Source organism: Providencia sp. Marseille-Q8014, assembly GCF_965112055.1.
This window is the reverse complement of sequence record NZ_CBCOPT010000001.1, coordinates 3,769,448-3,788,335: the sequence shown is the minus strand read 5'-3', so window position 1 is coordinate 3,788,335 and position 18,888 is coordinate 3,769,448. Positions and strand designations below refer to the sequence as shown.

The following is an 18,888-nucleotide window of genomic DNA, read 5'->3' as shown; positions in this document are numbered from 1 at the left end:
TTAAGGTGAGATAACGAATGAAAATCAGAGCGAAAGGTTGTGAACTTGATTTGTCGGCTCCCAAGGTGATGGGGATTTTGAATGTTACTCCTGACTCATTTTCAGACGGTGGCACTCATAATCGTTATCATGATGCACTCGAGCATGCCGCTAAAATGGTTAATGAAGGAGCATCGATTATCGATATCGGCGGTGAATCGACCCGTCCCGGTGCTGCCGATGTTTCGATTAACGAAGAACTCGATAGAGTCATTCCTATTGTTGAAGCAATCGCAAAACGATTTGATGTCTGGATTTCTGTTGATACCTCAAAAGCAGAAGTCATGTCAGAGGCGGCAAAAGCAGGCATGCACTTAATCAATGATATCCGCTCATTACATGAAGAGGGTAGCCTCGAAGTTGCGGCTCAAAGTGGTTTACCTGTGTGTATTATGCATATGCAAGGTCAACCACGAACCATGCAGGACGCGCCTAATTATGAAAATGTGGTAAGAGAAGTTAAAGAATATTTTAATACTGAAATTGAGCGCTGTGTCGCGGCAGGAATTGATAGGCAACAGATAATACTCGATCCAGGTTTTGGTTTTGGCAAAAATTTGCAGCATAATTACCAGCTATTGGCAAATTTGGATCAGTTTCATGATTTCGGACTACCGCTATTGGCAGGCATGTCTCGTAAATCTATGATTGGAAACTTATTGAATGTTCCACCACAAGAACGGCTTGTGGGAAGTGTTGCTTGCGCGACAATTGCCGCAATGAAAGGTGCACAAATTATTCGTGTGCATGATGTCAAAGAAACCGTTCAAGCAATGCAGATCGTTCAGATGACTCTGTCAGAAAAGGAAAAGTTAGCGTATGAGTAACCGTAAATTTTTTGGTACCGATGGTATTCGTGGCAAAGTGGGTGATAGCCCAATCACGCCTGATTTTGTCTTAAAATTAGGTTGGGCAGCAGGAAAAGTCCTTGCGCGCCATGGTTCACGGAAAATTATTATTGGTAAAGATACGCGTATCTCTGGTTATATGTTGGAGTCATCTTTAGAGGCTGGCTTGGCGGCGGCAGGATTATCTGCTTCATTCACAGGTCCAATGCCAACCCCTGCCGTTGCTTACCTTACTCGAACTTTCCGTGCTGAAGCAGGTATCGTTATCTCCGCTTCTCATAACCCATATGATGACAATGGTATTAAATTCTTCTCTATTGATGGTACAAAATTACCTGATGAAGTCGAAGAAGCGATAGAAGCAGAAATGGAAAAGCCGATCACTTGTGTCGAGTCAGCTGAATTAGGTCGTGCAAATCGTATCGTTGATGCGGCAGGGCGTTACATTGAATTTTGTAAGGGCACCTTCCCAAGTGAGCAAAGTCTATCTAGCTTAAAAGTGGTTATTGATTGCGCGAATGGTGCCACTTATCACATTGCACCGAATGTTTTTCGTGAATTAGGCGCGGAAGTGATCGCAATTGGCTGCGAGCCTAATGGCATTAACATTAATGAAAAATGCGGTGCTACCGACGTACGCATGCTGCAAGAGCGTGTTTTAGCAGAAAAAGCGGATGTTGGCTTGGCGTTTGATGGTGATGGTGACCGTTTAATTATGGTTGACCATGAAGGTAACAAAGTCGATGGTGACCAAATCCTGTATATCATCGCACGTGAAGCCTTACGTCAAGGTCAGCTAAAAGGTGGCGTTGTTGGCACACTAATGAGTAATATGGGGTTAGAGATTGCGCTGAAACAGCTCGGTATTCCGTTTGAACGTGCAAAAGTAGGTGACCGTTATGTCCTTGAGAAGCTTCAAGAAAAAGGCTGGCGTATGGGAGCTGAAAACTCAGGTCATATTATCTTATTAGATAAGACGACAACAGGAGATGGTATTGTTGCTGGTTTGCAAGTATTGAGTGCGATGGTACGTAACCAAATGAGCCTGCATGATCTCTGTAGTGGAATGAAATTACTTCCTCAAGTCTTGGTCAACGTGCGTTTTTCTGGTTCCCATGATCCACTGCAAAGTGAAGCGGTATTGGCGGCGAATGAGCAAGTGGAGAAGGAATTGGCAGGTAAAGGCCGTGTGTTACTGAGAAAATCAGGAACTGAACCACTGATTCGTGTTATGGTGGAAGGCGAAAATGAAGCTGAAGTTTTAGCCATGGCAAATCGTATTGCTGACGCTGTCAAAGCTGAAGGTTAATCACATTCAGCATATATGCTGTTTAAAAATAAGGGACTCGCTGAAAGCATGACAAAGTGGCAAGCCGTTTGACTTATTTGCTGTTTTTTTCCGCAAATAAACCGCAGAAATAAAATTTGGCTTGCTTGTCTGCTCAGCTTTGGTTAGTATTCGCACCTGCTCAATCCTGTAAAGGTCTTCCTGAAAGGTAAAATGAGTAGGTGTGCAGTACTTTAGGTCATAGTGGTAACACTATGTGCCGCAACTGAATAGGTAACTCGAATGTACATAGCTCTTTTAATTGTTTTCTTGTTGGTAGCTATCGGCCTTATTGGTCTGATCATGTTGCAACAAGGTAAAGGTGCTGACATGGGTGCGTCATTCGGTGCGGGTGCATCTGCAACACTGTTTGGTTCATCGGGTTCTGGTAACTTCATGACTCGTATGACTGGAATCTTGGCTGCTGCGTTTTTCATTATCAGTTTGATTCTTGGCAACATGACTGCCAACAAATATGGAACTGGTAGTAAGTGGGAAAACATCAGTGAACCGGCAAAAGTCGAGCAACCAACAGACGTTCCGGCAGCACCAGCTACACCAACGAGTGATATTCCTCGTTAAGTGTTAAAGATTCCGGATGAAGGCCTTTAGCCATCATCAAAATAAAGAATTTGAGGTTATTGTTTATTAATAAATGAATAACCTCGCCTCAGTGCCGAGGTGGTGAAATTGGTATACACGCTACCTTGAGGTGGTAGTGCCTACAAAACGGGCGTACGGGTTCAAGTCCCGTCCTCGGCACCATTATTTAGATAACTTGTGCTATACGAGTTATTTGTGTAGAATATGTCACGTTTTCGAACGCGGGATGGAGCAGCTTGGTAGCTCGTCGGGCTCATAACCCGAAGGTCGTCGGTTCAAATCCGGCTCCCGCAACCAATTCTTAGTCAGCATATCTTGTCAGATGTATTTATCGGAATTTCTCATCGATTTATCTAGATTTTAAAGATATACTAAGAACATGGTAGAACCCGTTGGCACTACAGGGTCCAGTTTCATAAAGCCCCGAAATTTCGGGGTTTTTTGTTATTTGACAATCGAATTAACTGGGCTTTTATAGCCCTTTTTTTATGTCTGGGGGTGGGCTTGTCCACATTAGAACAAAAATTGACAGAGATGATTTCAGCACCGGTGGAAGCACTTGGCTTTGAATTTGTAGGCTTAGAGTTTGTCCGTGCGCGTACATCGACATTGCGTGTTTTCATCGATAGTGAAGAAGGCATCACTGTTGATGATTGTGCTGATGTCAGCCATCAGGTGAGTGCAGTGTTGGATGTCGAAGATCCAATCTCTGTGGTCTATAACCTAGAAATATCGTCACCAGGGCTAGAGCGCCCGCTATTCACTGTCGCCCATTATGAGCGTTTTGTCGGTGAAGAGGTGGCACTGACTTTACGCATAGCGATGCAGAACCGCCGTAGATGGCAAGGCATTATTAAAGCCGTCGAAGGTGAAATGATAACGGTTACTGTGGATGGTAAGGATGAAGTGTTCGCCCTTGGCAACATCCAGAAAGCTAACTTGGTACCCCACTTTTAATTAAGTTCAATGAGGCAACTAGGATGAACAAAGAAATTCTGGCTGTTGTAGAAGCGGTTTCTAACGAAAAATCCCTCCCTCGTGAAAAAATATTCGAGGCTCTGGAAACAGCACTAGCGACAGCAACCAAAAAGAAATATGAACAAGAAATCGACGTTCGTGTAGCGATTGATCGTAAATCTGGTGATTTTGACACTTTTCGTCGTTGGTTAATTGTTGAAGATGTTACTATGCCAACGCGTGAAATTACGCTGGAAGCTGCACAATTTGAAAACCCAGAATTTCAACTGGGCGAATACGTTGAAGATCAGATTGAATCTGTTGCGTTTGACCGTATTACAACACAAACAGCAAAACAAGTTATCGTTCAGAAAGTTCGTGAAGCTGAACGTGCAATGGTCGTTGACCAGTTCCGTGAGCAGCAAGGCGAAATCATCACTGCTCAAGTTAAAAAAGTTAATCGTGAAAATATTACGTTAGATCTTGGCAATAATGCTGAAGCCGTTATCTTACGTGAAGATATGTTACCGCGTGAAAATTTCCGTCCAGGTGACCGAATTCGTGGTGTGCTGTATGATGTCCGTCCTGAAGCACGCGGTGCGCAACTTTTTGTGACCCGTTCTCGCCCTGAAATGCTGATTGAACTATTCCGCATTGAAGTGCCAGAAATCGGTGAAGAAATTATTGAAATCAAAGCTGCTGCTCGTGATCCCGGTTCTCGTGCCAAGATTGCAGTAAAAACTAACGATAAGCGTATTGATCCAGTCGGTGCTTGTGTTGGTATGCGTGGTGCGCGAGTTCAAGCGGTTTCTAGTGAGTTAGGCGGCGAGCGAATTGATATTGTGTTATGGGATGATAACCCAGCTCAATTCGTGATTAATGCAATGGCTCCGGCTGATGTGGCATCTATTGTGGTCGATGAAGACAAATGTACAATGGATGTTGCCGTAGAAAGCAGTAATTTAGCTCAAGCGATCGGCCGTAATGGTCAAAACGTTCGTTTGGCGGCACAATTACTGAAAAAACACCGTGGTGATGACAAATGGGAACTGAATGTCATGACCGCAGAAGAGCTGAATGCAAAACATCAGGCAGAAGCACATGCTTCTATTGACACATTCACCAAGCATCTTGATATTGATGAAGAGTTCGCCACTGCACTTGTTGAAGAAGGCTTCTCGACGTTAGAAGAACTGGCCTACGTGCCTATCAAAGAGCTTCTGGAAATTGACGGTTTAGATGAAGAAACTGTTGAAGTTCTACGTGAAAGAGCGAAAGCGGCCCTTACCACAATTGAATTGGCTCAAAAAGAGAGCCTAGGTGATAATCAGCCAGCAGAAGATTTATTAAATCTGGAAGGTATGGATAATACTTTGGCCTATAATTTGGCTACTCGCGGTATCTGTACACTGGAAGATCTTGCTGAGCAGGGCATCGACGACCTTATTGATATTGAAGGTCTGGATGGTGAGAAAGCAGGTGCACTCATCATGGCCGCACGTAATATTTGCTGGTTCGGTAACGATGCGTAAACACTGTAGCAGGAAGGAACGGCATGACAGAAACTGTAAAATCATTGGCAGCAGAAATTCAAACCACAGTTGAACGCCTGATACAGCAATTTGCTGAAGCAGGGATCAAAAAAGGTGAGAATGACTCTGTTAGTCAGTCAGAAAAAGAGACATTGCTGGGCCATTTGAATCGTGAACAAGGCGGTTCTGCGGGTCAGCCAAGTAAGTTAACACTACAACGTAAAACGCGTAGTACGTTGAGTGTTCCAGTCACCGGTGGTAAGAGCAAATCGGTAAATGTAGAAGTCCGCAAAAAACGCACTTATGTGAACCGCGACGCTGAGCAAGCGCAAGCGGAAGAGCAGGCGAAGCGTGAAGCGGAAGAGCAAGCACGGCGCGAAGCTGAAGAACTGGCCAAACGCGAAGCAGAAGCAAAACGTATTGCAGAAGAAAATGCGAAACGTGAAGCAGAAGCAAAGCGCGAGGCCGAAGAGAAAGCAAAACGTGAAGCAGCTGAAAAAGCTACGCGCGAAGTAGCGGAAAGAGAAAAAGTGAAACCAAGCGAAAATCATCAAAAAGCTGGCAAAGCCGGTGAAAACAACTCTGAAAAACAGCGCCGTGAAGCTGAAGCTGCGGCTCTGAAACGTAAAGTTGAAGAAGAAACCCAGCGTAAAGTTGAAGCTGAAGCGAGACGTGTAGCTGAAGAAGCCCGCAAAATGGCAGAAGAAAATAACGATAAGTGGAATAATGATTCCAAAGTCGACGATGATAGTGATTATCACACGACAACTTCTCGTCATGCTCGTGCCGCGGAAGATGAAAACGACGAGAAAGAAGAAGGCCGTCGTTCTCGTAACCGTAGCGCTAAAGCGCCTCGCCAGAAGAAAGGGAATAAACTTTCTGAGAAGGCTGATCGCGAAGAAGAACGCGCTGTGGGTCGCTCTAATCGTGTCAAAGGTAAACAACGTAAAGGTAGCTCACTGCAACAAAGCTTTAATAAGCCAGCCGCAGCAGTTAACCGTGATGTTGTTATCGGCGAAACGATCACTGTCGGTGAACTGGCGAATAAAATGGCCGTTAAAGGCTCACAAGTGATTAAAACAATGATGAAGATGGGCGCGATGGCGACTATCAACCAAGTCATTGACCAAGAAACTGCACAACTGGTTGCAGAAGAAATGGGGCACAAAGTTATCCTTCGCCGTGAAAACGAGCTAGAAGAAGCGGTAATGAACGATCGTGATACAGGTTCAGCGGGTGAAGAACCTCGTGCACCTGTCGTCACTATCATGGGTCACGTTGACCATGGTAAAACGTCGCTACTTGACTATATTCGTTCGACCAAAGTTGCTTCTGGTGAAGCGGGTGGTATCACCCAGCACATTGGTGCTTACCATGTGCAGACAGACAAAGGTATGATTACCTTCTTAGACACCCCAGGTCACGCCGCGTTTACGTCAATGCGTGCTCGTGGTGCACAGGCAACGGATATCGTTGTTCTGGTTGTTGCAGCAGATGATGGCGTGATGCCACAAACGATTGAAGCCATCCAACACGCGAAAGCGGCGGGTGTGCCAATTGTTGTTGCTGTGAACAAAATTGATAAACCAGAAGCTGACCCAGATCGCGTTAGAAATGAGCTGTCACAATACGGCGTTATTTCTGAAGATTGGGGTGGTGATACACAATTTATCAGTGTATCAGCGAAAAAAGGAACGGGTATTGATGACCTGCTCGATGCTATCTTGCTGCAAGCTGAAGTATTAGAACTGAAAGCGGTTTATGCAGGTATGGCAAGCGGTGTGGTTGTTGAGTCTTATCTTGATAAAGGACGTGGTCCAGTTGCGACTATCCTTGTTCAAGAAGGGACGCTTAACAAAGGCGATATCGTTCTGTGTGGCTTTGAATACGGCCGTATTCGTGCAATGCGTAACGAATTAGGTAAAGAGGTGCAATCTGCGGGTCCATCCATGCCTGTTGAAATCCTCGGCCTATCAAATGTACCGTCAGCCGGTGATGAAGCAACGGTTGTTCGTGACGAGAAAAAAGCACGTGAAGTTGCATTGTATCGCCAAGGTAAATTCCGTGATGTGAAACTGGCTCGCCAGCAGAAATCTAAACTGGAAAACATGTTTGCTAACATGGAAGACGGTAAAGTGTCTGAATTGAACATTGTTCTGAAAACCGATGTTCAAGGTACTTGTGAAGCCATTACTGACTCACTGATGAAACTGTCTACTGATGAAGTGAAAATTAAAATCATCGGTTCTGGCGTGGGTGGTATCACAGAAACTGACGCGACATTGGCAGCTGCGTCAAATGCGATTATTCTTGGCTTTAACGTTCGTGCGGATGCATCTGCTCGTCGTGTTATCGAGAGTGAAAGTGTTGACTTACGTTACTATTCCGTCATCTATAGCTTGATTGATGAGATCAAACAAGCGATGAGCGGTATGCTGGCGCCTGAATACAAACAGCAAATCATGGGGCTTGCCGAAGTCCGTGATGTATTTAAGTCACCAAAATTTGGTGCAATCGCAGGTTGTATGGTGACAGAAGGTACTATCAAGCGTAATAACCCAATCCGCGTCCTACGTGATAACGTTGTTATTTACGAAGGTGAGCTGGAGTCATTACGTCGCTTTAAAGATGACGTCAACGAAGTACGTAACGGTATGGAATGTGGTATCGGTGTTAAGAACTACAATGACGTCCGTGTTGGCGATATGATTGAAGTCTTTGAAGTGATTGAAGTTAAGCGTTCTATTGACGGTTAATTTCTTTGATATACTGTAATTACAGATTAATATTTATTCTAAATCATTTAGGATGCCGTTAGGCGACAAGTGAATGAGTGCTTAAGAAGATACATCGGTATGTGATTAGGACGAATCAGCGTAGTCAACAACACGGCATCTTAAAAGTAGGATGAGTATATTTGGGGGGCTTATGCCCCCCTTAATGTCAGGAGATATAACGATGGCAAGAGAATTTAGTCGTTCTCAGCGCGTAGCACAAGAAATGCAAAAAGAAATTGCGATTATCTTGCAGCGTGAAGTTAAAGATCCCCGCATTGGAATGGCAACGGTTTCAGGTGTTGAGCTTTCAAGAGATTTAGCGTATGGCAAGGTGTTTGTTACCTTCCTTAATATCTCTCATGAAGAGCATGAATCTCAAATGGTGCAAGATGGCATTAAAGCTCTGAATGAAGCCTCAGGTTTTATTCGTTCTTTGCTAGGTAAAGCGATGCGCTTACGTGTTATTCCTGAGTTAACGTTTTCTTACGATAGCTCACTGGTTGATGGTATGCGTATGTCTAACTTAGTTTCGAATGTGATTCGCAATGATGAAATGCGTCGTGCGGATGCGGATAGTAAAGAGGAAAAATAATGGGGCGTCGTCGTAGCGGCCGTGATATACATGGCGTTTTGCTGCTGGATAAACCCACGGATATTTCTTCAAATGATGCGCTGCAAAAAGTGCGGCGCTTCTTCAATGCAAATAAAGCGGGTCACACGGGTGCGTTAGATCCACTTGCAACAGGGATGCTCCCTGTTTGTCTCGGTGAAGCAACCAAATTTTCTCAATTTTTACTCGATTCAGATAAGCGCTATCGTGTGATTGCACGGTTGGGTCAACGTACGGATACGTCTGATTCTCATGGTGAAATTATTAGTGAGCGCGATGTTGAGTTTACACAGGCTCAGCTGGACGCTGCATTAGCGCATTTTCGTGGTGATACCTTACAAGTGCCCTCTATGTACTCGGCATTGAAACATCAGGGGCGTCCATTGTATGAATATGCACGAAAAGGGATCACTGTTGAACGAGAAGCCCGTCCGATAACGGTTTATGAGTTGCAATTTCTTCGTTTAGAAAATAATGAACTTGAGCTGGAAATTCACTGCTCTAAAGGCACCTATATTCGGACAATTATAGATGATTTAGGTGAAATGTTAGGCTGTGGTGCTCATGTGATTTATTTGCGTCGAGTTCAAGTCGCCAATTATCCATACGAACGTATGGTTACATTGGAGCAACTCGCCGAACTAAGAGCGAAGGTTGATGAGGGTGAAGGCACTTTCGAGTCGTTACTTGATCCTTTATTGCTACCAATGGATACCGCGGTTATTCATTTTCCAGTCATTAATTTGACCGACGAAACGGCTGCTTATTTCAAGCAAGGCCAGCCGGTCAGGGCGGATATCGGTCAACTTGCCGAAGGTACAATGGTACGTATTACTTGTGGTGCAGCGCAGCGTTTTATTGGTATCGCATTAATCAGTGAAGACCTACGAATTGCCCCACGGCGTTTAGTTGTCGAAAATGAATAATCTGCATAGCGGCGCTTATTGCTTTGCTGCTACAAGCAGCGTAGAATAGCGGCGCTTAATCTGTGAGATACTAAATTAGAGATTGGGTCTCATTACATACATTTATACATTTGGAGTTTATTATGTCTCTAAGTACTGAAGCGAAAGCAAAAATCGTTGCTGAATTCGGCCGCGATGCTAACGACACTGGTTCAAGTGAAGTGCAAATCGCACTGTTAACTGCGCAAATCAACCACCTGCAAAGCCACTTTTCAGAGCACAAAAAAGATCACCACAGCCGTCGTGGTCTGCTGCGTATGGTTGCTCAGCGTCGTAGATTGCAAGCTTACCTGAAAGGTAAAGATATCGCACGTTACACAGCTCTGATCGAGCGTCTGGGTCTGCGTCGCTAATCTATACTCTAAATAATTCTAGGTGCAGCTAGTCAATAAGTGAATTGAAAGGCTAGGCGCAGAGTTATGTGGCTAGCTTAAATTAGCCTAGTTAACATCGCTGCAACTCGAAATATGACGACTATAGTCAGTTTCAGTGGAAAGGGGCCAAATGGCCCCTTTTCTTCTAAAAGTTATACATAAAGTTGAAGTAGTACTCGAATTATACTTAACTTAAATGCTAAGCTATAGTTCCTAATTAATTGTTTTATTAACGCCTCTTCAGCTACACCGATTCGCGCGGCTAATGAGAACATTGATTATATGAACATCAGTGTTCTCATTAGTCGCGAGGCTGTAGTAGGAAGAGAAAGCCAATGCCACTAGAGAAGCTCAGGTGGCCTAAAATAAAGGGTGATATTTTGTTAAATCCTATTGTTCGTAAATTTCAATACGGTCAGCATACTGTATCCATCGAAACTGGCATGATCGCGCGTCAAGCGACGGCGGCTGTGATGGTAAATATGGATGATACAGCAGTATTTGTTACTGCGGTTGCTCAGAAAAAAGTTAAAGAAGGTCAGGATTTCTTCCCTCTGACGGTTAACTATCAAGAGCGCTCTTATGCGGCAGGTCGTATCCCAGGTAGCTTTTTCCGTCGTGAAGGTCGCCCAGGCGAAGGCGAAACACTGATCGCTCGTTTGATTGACCGTCCTCTACGTCCTCTGTTCCCAGAAGGTTTCCTCAACGAAATCCAAATCATTGCAACGGTTGTTTCAGTTAACCCTCAAGTTAACCCTGATATCGTCGCTATGATTGGTGCTTCAGCTGCACTGGCCTTGTCCGGCGTTCCTTTCAATGGTCCAATTGGTGCGGCACGTGTTGGTTTCATTAATGATCAATATGTTCTGAACCCAACAGCAGATGAGCTGAAATCAAGCCGTCTCGACTTAGTTGTTGCGGGCACTGAAGGTGCTGTTCTGATGGTTGAATCAGAAGCAGAGCTGTTAAGCGAAGAGCAAATGCTAGGTGCTGTTGTTTTTGGTCATGACCAACAACAAGTTGTCATTAAAGAGATTAACGAATTAGTTAAAGAAGCAGGCAAAGAAAAATGGGATTGGCAACCAGAGCCAGTTAACCAAGCTCTGCGTGATAAAGTGGCTGCACTGGCTGAAAGCCGTATGGGCGACGCATACCGCATTACTGAAAAACAAGAGCGTTATGCGCAAGTTGACTTGATTAAAGAAGAAGTGACCGCTGCTATCGTTGCTGAAGACGAAAACGTTGATGTCGCTGAAGTTGCTGAAATTTTGGCTAACTTAGAAAAACAAGTTGTTCGTAGCCGTGTTATTCGTGGTGAGCCACGTATCGATGGTCGTGAGAAAGACATGGTGCGTGCTCTCGACGTGCGTACGGGTGTTCTACCTCGTACCCATGGTTCCGCCCTGTTTACACGTGGTGAAACTCAGGCTCTGGTTACCGCAACATTGGGTACTGAGCGTGATGCCCAGGTTATTGACCAGTTAATGGGCGAATATACTGATCGTTTCTTGTTCCATTATAATTTCCCTCCATATTCTGTCGGTGAAACGGGCATGGTAGGTTCACCTAAGCGCCGTGAAATTGGTCATGGTCGTTTAGCAAAACGTGGTGTATTGGCTGTTATGCCTGACCATGCTGACTTCCCATATACTGTTCGTGTGGTATCAGAAATCACTGAATCAAATGGTTCATCATCAATGGCGTCAGTTTGTGGTGCTTCGTTGGCTCTGATGGATGCTGGTGTACCAATTAAAGCGGCTGTTGCTGGTATTGCAATGGGTCTCGTGAAAGAAGGTGATGATTTTGTTGTTCTGTCCGATATCCTAGGTGATGAAGACCACTTGGGTGATATGGACTTTAAAGTGGCGGGTAGCCGTGATGGTATCAGCGCACTGCAAATGGACATCAAAATTGAAGGTATCACTCGCGAAATCATGCAAGTGGCATTGAACCAAGCAAAAGGTGCTCGTCTGCATATTTTAGGGACAATGGAACAAGCGATTAACAGTCCTCGCGAAGAGATCTCTGAATTTGCTCCGCGTATTTATACTATTCGTATTAATCCGGACAAGATTAAAGATGTTATCGGTAAAGGTGGTTCTGTGATCCGTGCACTGACAGAAGAAACGGGGACAACCATCGAAATCGAAGATGACGGTACAGTGAAGATCGCCGCGACCGACGGTCTAAAAGCGAAAGAAGCTATTCGTCGTATTGAAGAAATTACCGCTGAAGTTGAAGTGGGTCGTATTTACCAAGGTAAAGTGACTCGTATTGTTGATTTCGGAGCATTTGTTGCTATCGGTGGCGGTAAAGAAGGTTTGGTTCACATTTCTCAAATCGCGGACAAGCGTGTTGAGAAAGTGACTGACTATCTGCAAATGGGTCAAGAAGTTCCTGTTAAGGTATTGGAAATCGACCGTCAAGGCCGTATCCGCCTGAGCATGAAAGAAGCTGTCGCGACTGAAGAAACTCCAGCACAGCAGCAGGACTCAGCAGAATAGGCTGAATCTGAACAGCGCCCTATGTTTTAGGGCGCATAGCCATAATTTGCTGACACAGTGGTAATGTAAGGACGGAGTATGCTGAACAGTATCTGTCTTCGGTTTAGGGGCTTAAACGCGTTAACTCGCGGTGTCTCTGCGCTTATCTTTTTTGTGCTCCTTGGATGCAGTAACAAAGATTGGCGTAAAAACGAGGTATTTGCTGTTCCTCTGCAACCTTCACTACAACAAGAAGTAATATTGGCTCGTATGGAACAAATCCTTGCGAGCCGATCTTTGACCGATGATGAATACGCCCAGCTTTTATATGAGCGCGGAGTGTTGTATGATAGTCTCGGTTTGAGGGCGTTAGCGCGCAATGATTTTTCAACAGCGTTAGCTATTCGTCCCGATATTCCTGAAATCTTTAACTTTTTAGGAATATATTTTACGCAGGCTGGCAACTATGATGCCGCCTATGAAGCGTTTGATTCTGTATTAGAGCTTGATCCAACTTACAATTTCGCGCGTATGAATCGTGGCATCGCATTATATTACGGTGGCCGATACAAATTAGCGCAGGATGATCTGCTGGCGTATTATCAGATAGATCCAAATGATCCTTTTCGTACACTATGGCTTTATCTAGTAGAGAAAGACATAGACCCGCGTGTAGCACAGGATAACCTGGCTGCTCGTTATAACAGCGCGGAGAAAGGGCTATGGGGCTGGAATATCGTAGAGTTTTATCTAGGCAATATCAGTGAGAACACATTGATGGCGCGTTTGAAAGAAACTTCTGCGGATAACACTTCGCTCGCTGAGCATCTCAGTGAAACTAACTTCTATTTAGGTAAGCATTACCTAAGTCTGGGGGATAAGGATAGCGCAACTGCGTTATTCAAACTGACGGTGGCTAACAACGCCCACAGCTTTGTTGAACACCGCTATGCATTGTTGGAATTGGCGCTGTTAGGCCAAGAACAAGACGACCTTTTAGAATCGGGCCAGCAATAGCTGACGAACATTTCATGATTATTTTTTGAGTCATCATCCTTCGGGGTGACGGCCTATTTGTTCGTTTAATAACACAATTTGAGCCAGTTCACATTTTAAATGAAAATGACCGAAATGAATTTCGCACGGTTATGTAAACTGGCCGCCATTAAGTATGAGGCACCTTTACATGACCACCGAGACTGATATCTCTTTCGCTGATTTAGGTTTATCAGCGTCTATTTTGACTGCACTAAACGACCTGGGATATGAAAAACCTTCGCCAATCCAAAAACAATGTATCCCATTGTTGATGGATGGTAATGATGTGCTGGGTATGGCTCAGACGGGTAGTGGTAAAACCGCTGCATTCAGTCTGCCACTGCTCCATAACATCGACCCTGATTTAAAAGCTCCGCAAATTTTAGTCCTAGCACCAACGCGTGAGTTGGCGGTGCAGGTTGCTGAAGCGATGAGCGATTTTTCTAAACACATGAGCCGCGTTAACGTTGTTGCCCTGTATGGCGGTCAACGTTATGACGTTCAGTTGCGTGCTCTACGCCAAGGACCACAAGTGGTTGTTGGTACACCAGGTCGTCTACTTGACCACCTGAAGCGTGGTACTTTAGACCTGTCTAAACTGAAAGGTTTAGTATTGGATGAAGCTGATGAAATGCTGCGTATGGGCTTTATTGAAGATGTAGAAAACATCATGAGCCAAATCCCAGCAGAACATCAAACAGCACTGTTCTCTGCAACGATGCCAGAACCGATTCGTCGTATTACACGTCGTTTCATGAAAGAGCCTAAAGAAATTCGCATTCAGGCTAGTATTACAACACGTCCAGATATTGCTCAAAGCTATTGGACTGTTTACGGTATGCGTAAAAATGAAGCGTTGGTTCGTTTCTTGGAAGCAGAAGACTTTGATGCGGCAATCATCTTTGTTCGTACTAAGAACGCAACGCTAGAAGTGGCTGAAGCCCTTGAGCTTAATGGCTATAACAGTGCGGCACTGAATGGTGATATGAACCAAGCACTGCGTGAGCAAACTCTGGAACGTTTAAAAGACGGCCGTTTAGATATTCTGATCGCAACAGATGTTGCGGCGCGTGGCCTTGACGTTGATCGTATTAGTTTAGTTGTTAACTACGACATCCCTATGGATGCAGAATCTTATGTTCACCGTATCGGTCGTACAGGTCGTGCAGGCCGTGCTGGTCGCGCATTACTGTTCGTTGAGAACCGTGAACGCCGCTTGCTGCGTAACGTTGAACGTACGATGAAACTGACGATCCCAGAAGTTGAGCTGCCAGATTCTCAATTGCTGAGTGAACGTCGTCAGGCGAAATTTGCTGAGAAAATTCAACAGCAATTTGAAAGCAGCGACTTAGATCAATACCGTGCACTGCTGAAAAAACTGTCACCGTCAGAAGATGTTGATATGGAAACATTAGCAGCAGCACTGCTGAAAATGGCACAAGGTGAGCGTGCGCTGATCCTGCCACCTGATGCACCACGTCGTCCACGTCGTGAATTCAATGACCGTGATGACCGTCGTCGTGACCGTAATGGTAATGGTTTCGAGCGTGCAGAACGTGGTGATCGCGGCGGTCGTCGTGAACGCCGTGATGTTGGTGATATGGAAATGTATCGTATCGAAGTGGGTCGCGATGATGGTGTGGAAGTTCGTCACATCGTTGGTGCGATTGCTAACGAAGCTGATATCAGCAGCCGTTATATCGGTAATATCAAGTTGTACGGGACTCACTCGACGATTGAATTACCAAAAGGCATGCCGACTGACGTATTAACGCATTTAAGCCGTGCGCGCATTCTGAATAAACCAACACAAATGCAATTGATTGGTGATGCACAACCATTTGAGCGCCGTGAGCGTCGTGGTGGTCCACGTCGTGATGGTGGCAATGAAGGTGGTTTCGGTGCGGGTCGTCGTCACGATCGTGATGGTGGAAACCGCCGTGGTGGTGATCGTGATAATGCGGGGGGTAACCGCCGTGGTGGTAACCGTGATCGCGGTAATAGCAACGGTCCACGTGGTCGCAATGAAGACCACAATACCGCCGCACCGCGTCGTCGTAGCGCTAGCCATAATGCGTAATTAGTCACGCATTTACCGAGTTCTTAGTGTAAAACGTTATCGGTAAGATCTAAAAACCCGCTTTCCATTGGATTGCGGGTTTTTTTATTATTTCAATCTATCGTCGCAACAATCGCTTTCTATATTGTGTTGCGGATTAAGACACAGCCAAGCGGTCACTCTTCCTTGTGGATGGCTACTTTGGTGCTTATCGGATATACGCAGTAAGTGGATAACAATAGGTTTTACTACTAGTTGTTTTCTAATAACTCTTCCGCTTGCCTTTGTGGCATGGGTAACTCGTCATGGCTGACAATCACTTTTTTGAGTTTATGATTAAACGCTGCAACCGTAATTTCTTCTAATAGCCTGACTTCAACGGGACTGAGTCCACCTTCATTTTTTTCTAAGGCCTGTATCACAATACGGTGATGAGTCGTTAAAGGAAGCCGAACATTGAGTTTCATGGCATCAATAAGTTGTACTAGAAGGCTTTGTGCAACGTAGAAATCCCCAATAATTAACCGAGACGATGAGAATTCCCCTTCAGCGGTGTATTCCTCATGAGTCTCTAAGTTTTTTAAGGTCATTGAGTTGGTTCGAAGCTGTAAGTAGAAGTCAGCCATGTGTGATCTCCCTATATATTCGTCATATTTCAGGTTACAGCGTTAATGGCTAGGCTTACTCGCATTAATCAGCCTAGCTGCAATTGGTATCATTTAAAGTCATTAAATTAATCCAAGTGCTTCTTTTAACGGCTTTAAATAGCGGCGGCTTACAGGAATGTGCTCCCCTGAGCTTAAGACTAGCTCTGCTTGACCATTATCACCAAACAAAATTTCACTTAACTGCGTCATGTTGACTAAATATTGACGATGACAACGAACTAATGGTGTGCGTAATTCTAAGGTTCTTAAGGTGAGTTCAGTAAAGCCTTCTTGTCCTTGGGTGCTCATCACATAAACGCCACTCATGCGTGAAGTGACATATTGAACTTCATCTAATTTCATCAGCCAAATACGGCTATGTCCTGTACATGGAATAAACTTTAGAGGTTCATGATCGCTAAGAACGTCAAGGTCTTGCTTCTGCTTACCTTGACGTAGTCGATTCAGGGTTTTATTCAGCCTTTCGCTTTCTAATGGCTTTAATAAATAATCAAAGGCATGTTCTTCAAAAGCTTGTATAGCAAACTGATTAAAGGCCGTTAAAAAGACGATATACGGCCTATCCTCAGGGTCAAGCATGCGAACCATCTCAAGGCCTGTGATACGAGGCATTTGGATATCAAGAAAGACGACATCGGGCTTCTTTTTATGAATAACACTTATCGCTTCAATAGCGTTAGCACACTCATCCATGATCTCAATATCATCATGCTCTTCTAATAAACAACGTAAGTTTTCCCGTGCAAGTGGTTCATCATCAACAATCAATACATTCATATAAATTTAATCATTTTATTGCTTTAACATGTAGGGAAGCCGTAATTGCACTCGCGTAAATTGTTCTGGTTCATACTCCACGCTAACGCCATATTGCTCGCCATATTTTAGACGTAGGCGTTTATCAACTAAACTCATTCCTAGGCCATCGTTTTGTGCTGTGGGCTGATAGAGGCCTGCATTATCTTCTATTTCAATATAAACCTGTTCACAGCGTATATAGCTTCTTATTGTAATATATCCAGTATCTAATAACTGTGAGGTGCCATGTTTAATTGCATTTTCAACGATAGGTTGCAGCGAGAATGCTGGTAATTGCACCTGTTTTAATGTGTCTGGAATATCGAGCGCTATTTGTAAGTTTTCACAGAAGCGGGCTTTTTCTATTTGTAAGTAAGCATTCACATGCTCTAATTCTTCACCGAGTGTCGCATTTTGTTCAGGGCGTTTGAGGTTATTGCGAAAGAATGTTGAGAGGTATTGGACTAATTGTCCAGCTTGCCGACTGTCTCGGCGTATAACAGCTTGTAGTGTATTAAGTACGTTAAATAAAAAGTGAGGATTCACTTGCGCGTGAAGTAGCTTTACTTCCGACTGTAACAGTGATTGTTTATTACGTTCATATTGTCCAGCGAGAATCTGTGCTGAAAATAAGCTCGCGATGCCTTCACCGAGAGTGCGGTTAATTGAGCTGAATAAACGATTTTTAGCTTCATAGAGTTTAATCGTGCCGATAACTCGCTCATTCTCCCCACGAAGGGGGATAACCAACGCGGAGCCGAGTTTACAAGTTGGGCTTAAAGAGCATTTATATGGGGTTTCATTACCATCAGCATAGACGACTTCATTATTATCGATCGCTCGCCGCGATTGCTCGGAAGCTATCGGTGTGCCTGGGCAGTGGTGATCGGCTCCGATACCAATAAAGGCTAAAATCTTTTCTCTATCCGTGATGGCGACGGCACCAATCTCTAATTCTTGATAGATGATCTTGGCTACTTTCATACTGTTATCAGTATTGAACCCTTTGCGTAAAATACCATCTGTACATAATGCGATTTTCAAGGCTTGAGCCGAAAAGGCCGTCGTGTATTTTTCAACAATCGCTCGGCGATCGAGCAAAATACGAATAAACATAGCGGCACCAATCGTGTTGGCAATCACCATGGGCGCTGCAATATTTTTCACCAGTTCTAATGCTTCATCGAAAGGACGTGCCAGTAATAGAATAATGAGCATTTGGATAATTTCAGCGACAAAGGTGACACAACTGGCGGTAATTGGGTTAAAAATTTTATCGATTTGGCCTCGTTTCATGTAATAACGATGCACTAAACCGCCAATCAATCCTTCGGCGATAGTGGAAACCATACAACTAAATGCGGTCATACCGCCGAGTGAATAACGGTGTAATCCCCCAGTGAATCCCACTGCAAAGCCAACCGCTGGCCCACCCAGTAGCCCTCCAAGCACGGAACCAATCGCACGTGTATTGGCGATAGAGTCATTGATATGTAAGCCAAAATAAGTTCCCATCACACAAAAAACAGAGAAAATAAGGTAGCACATGACCTTATGCGGCAGGCGGATAGTGACTTTTAATAGAGGGATAACAAGAGGCGTTTTACTCAATGCCCATGCAATGACTAAATAAACGCACATCTGTTGTAATAGCAGCAAAATGAGATCAAATTCGTACATAAAGGGTTCCAATTTTGGCATTTTAGCCGCGCAATTTTAGAGTAAGCCGCTGATTTAATAATAGCGATTTAGTCAAAGTTAGCTATCTTTATTTGACATAAGGGGAAAGTCGCTTCAATATTATATCTCC

15 protein-coding genes and 2 tRNA genes are annotated in these 18,888 nt (G+C 44.3%); 14 read left to right on the top strand and 3 right to left on the bottom strand.

Annotation, left to right across the window (positions count from 1 at the left end):
* Positions 1-17 precede the first annotated feature (17 nt).
* The 14 genes from folP to ACWPW6_RS16795 all read left to right on the top strand — a co-directional run bounded on the left by folP (position 18) and on the right by ACWPW6_RS16795 (position 15,633).
* Complete coding sequence (gene folP / locus ACWPW6_RS16860; protein ID WP_154622852.1) at positions 18-866, top strand: dihydropteroate synthase; 849 nt, start codon at positions 18-20, stop codon at positions 864-866.
* On the top strand, positions 859-2,196 hold the full coding sequence (gene glmM, locus ACWPW6_RS16855) for a phosphoglucosamine mutase (RefSeq protein WP_154622851.1): 1,338 nt from the start codon (positions 859-861) through the stop codon (positions 2,194-2,196). The genes folP and glmM overlap by 8 nt, the downstream gene beginning before the upstream one ends.
* 261 nt (positions 2,197-2,457) lie before the next feature.
* Positions 2,458-2,796, top strand: a complete 339-nt coding sequence (gene secG / locus ACWPW6_RS16850; protein WP_154622850.1) for a preprotein translocase subunit SecG — start codon at positions 2,458-2,460, stop codon at positions 2,794-2,796.
* A gap of 93 nt (positions 2,797-2,889) precedes the next feature.
* A tRNA-Leu gene (locus ACWPW6_RS16845) sits at positions 2,890-2,979 on the top strand.
* Between the two features lie 58 nt (positions 2,980-3,037).
* A tRNA-Met gene (locus ACWPW6_RS16840) sits at positions 3,038-3,114 on the top strand.
* Between the two features lie 207 nt (positions 3,115-3,321).
* The gene (gene rimP, locus ACWPW6_RS16835; RefSeq protein WP_014657325.1) at positions 3,322-3,774 is read left to right on the top strand and encodes a ribosome maturation factor RimP; all 453 of its coding nucleotides are present in this window, start codon (positions 3,322-3,324) and stop codon (positions 3,772-3,774) included.
* A 23-nt stretch (positions 3,775-3,797) separates the two neighbouring features.
* Entirely contained in the window at positions 3,798-5,306 is a 1,509-nt protein-coding gene (gene nusA, locus ACWPW6_RS16830; protein WP_154622849.1) for a transcription termination factor NusA, read from the top strand.
* A gap of 23 nt (positions 5,307-5,329) precedes the next feature.
* The gene (gene infB, locus ACWPW6_RS16825; RefSeq protein WP_154622848.1) at positions 5,330-8,062 is read left to right on the top strand and encodes a translation initiation factor IF-2; all 2,733 of its coding nucleotides are present in this window, start codon (positions 5,330-5,332) and stop codon (positions 8,060-8,062) included.
* Between the two features lie 202 nt (positions 8,063-8,264).
* On the top strand, positions 8,265-8,675 hold the full coding sequence (gene rbfA / locus ACWPW6_RS16820; protein WP_154622847.1) for a 30S ribosome-binding factor RbfA: 411 nt from the start codon (positions 8,265-8,267) through the stop codon (positions 8,673-8,675).
* The gene (gene truB, locus ACWPW6_RS16815) at positions 8,675-9,619 is read left to right on the top strand and encodes a tRNA pseudouridine(55) synthase TruB (RefSeq protein ID WP_154622846.1); all 945 of its coding nucleotides are present in this window, start codon (positions 8,675-8,677) and stop codon (positions 9,617-9,619) included. Before rbfA ends, truB begins: the two co-directional genes overlap by 1 nt.
* A gap of 122 nt (positions 9,620-9,741) precedes the next feature.
* Positions 9,742-10,011, top strand: a complete 270-nt coding sequence (gene rpsO / locus ACWPW6_RS16810; protein WP_154622845.1) for a 30S ribosomal protein S15 — start codon at positions 9,742-9,744, stop codon at positions 10,009-10,011.
* A gap of 401 nt (positions 10,012-10,412) precedes the next feature.
* Positions 10,413-12,536, top strand: a complete 2,124-nt coding sequence (pnp, locus tag ACWPW6_RS16805) for a polyribonucleotide nucleotidyltransferase (protein WP_154622844.1) — start codon at positions 10,413-10,415, stop codon at positions 12,534-12,536.
* 78 nt (positions 12,537-12,614) lie between these two features.
* Positions 12,615-13,532, top strand: a complete 918-nt coding sequence (nlpI, locus tag ACWPW6_RS16800) for a lipoprotein NlpI (RefSeq protein WP_154622843.1) — start codon at positions 12,615-12,617, stop codon at positions 13,530-13,532.
* A gap of 169 nt (positions 13,533-13,701) precedes the next feature.
* Entirely contained in the window at positions 13,702-15,633 is a 1,932-nt protein-coding gene (locus tag ACWPW6_RS16795) for a DEAD/DEAH family ATP-dependent RNA helicase (protein WP_454210026.1), read from the top strand.
* 230 nt (positions 15,634-15,863) lie between these two features.
* Here the strand turns inward: ACWPW6_RS16795 and ACWPW6_RS16790 are convergent, their stop codons facing one another.
* The 3 genes from ACWPW6_RS16790 to ACWPW6_RS16780 form a co-directional block, all read right to left on the bottom strand.
* Positions 15,864-16,238 (bottom strand): YjaA family stress response protein, encoded by a 375-nt coding sequence (locus tag ACWPW6_RS16790; RefSeq protein ID WP_154622841.1) that lies wholly within the window; start codon positions 16,236-16,238, stop codon positions 15,864-15,866.
* Positions 16,239-16,340: 102 nt separating this feature from the next.
* Positions 16,341-17,057, bottom strand: a complete 717-nt coding sequence (btsR, locus tag ACWPW6_RS16785) for a two-component system response regulator BtsR (protein ID WP_154622840.1) — start codon at positions 17,055-17,057, stop codon at positions 16,341-16,343.
* A 15-nt stretch (positions 17,058-17,072) separates the two neighbouring features.
* Complete coding sequence (locus ACWPW6_RS16780) at positions 17,073-18,758, bottom strand: sensor histidine kinase (RefSeq protein WP_154622839.1); 1,686 nt, start codon at positions 18,756-18,758, stop codon at positions 17,073-17,075.
* Positions 18,759-18,888 lie beyond the last annotated feature (130 nt).

Coding starts and splice junctions, on each gene's coding strand:
- rpsO (WP_154622845.1), top strand. CDS start 9,742: ATGTCTCTAAGTACTGAAGCGAAAGCAAAAATCGTTGCTGAATTCGGC.
- rbfA (WP_154622847.1), top strand. CDS start 8,265: ATGGCAAGAGAATTTAGTCGTTCTCAGCGCGTAGCACAAGAAATGCAA.
- btsR (WP_154622840.1), bottom strand. CDS start 17,057: ATGAATGTATTGATTGTTGATGATGAACCACTTGCACGGGAAAACTTA.
- ACWPW6_RS16790 (WP_154622841.1), bottom strand. CDS start 16,238: ATGGCTGACTTCTACTTACAGCTTCGAACCAACTCAATGACCTTAAAA.
- ACWPW6_RS16795 (WP_454210026.1), top strand. CDS start 13,702: ATGACCACCGAGACTGATATCTCTTTCGCTGATTTAGGTTTATCAGCG.
- glmM (WP_154622851.1), top strand. CDS start 859: ATGAGTAACCGTAAATTTTTTGGTACCGATGGTATTCGTGGCAAAGTG.
- nlpI (WP_154622843.1), top strand. CDS start 12,615: ATGCTGAACAGTATCTGTCTTCGGTTTAGGGGCTTAAACGCGTTAACT.
- secG (WP_154622850.1), top strand. CDS start 2,458: ATGTACATAGCTCTTTTAATTGTTTTCTTGTTGGTAGCTATCGGCCTT.
- infB (WP_154622848.1), top strand. CDS start 5,330: ATGACAGAAACTGTAAAATCATTGGCAGCAGAAATTCAAACCACAGTT.
- nusA (WP_154622849.1), top strand. CDS start 3,798: ATGAACAAAGAAATTCTGGCTGTTGTAGAAGCGGTTTCTAACGAAAAA.
- truB (WP_154622846.1), top strand. CDS start 8,675: ATGGGGCGTCGTCGTAGCGGCCGTGATATACATGGCGTTTTGCTGCTG.
- folP (WP_154622852.1), top strand. CDS start 18: ATGAAAATCAGAGCGAAAGGTTGTGAACTTGATTTGTCGGCTCCCAAG.
- ACWPW6_RS16780 (WP_154622839.1), bottom strand. CDS start 18,758: ATGTACGAATTTGATCTCATTTTGCTGCTATTACAACAGATGTGCGTT.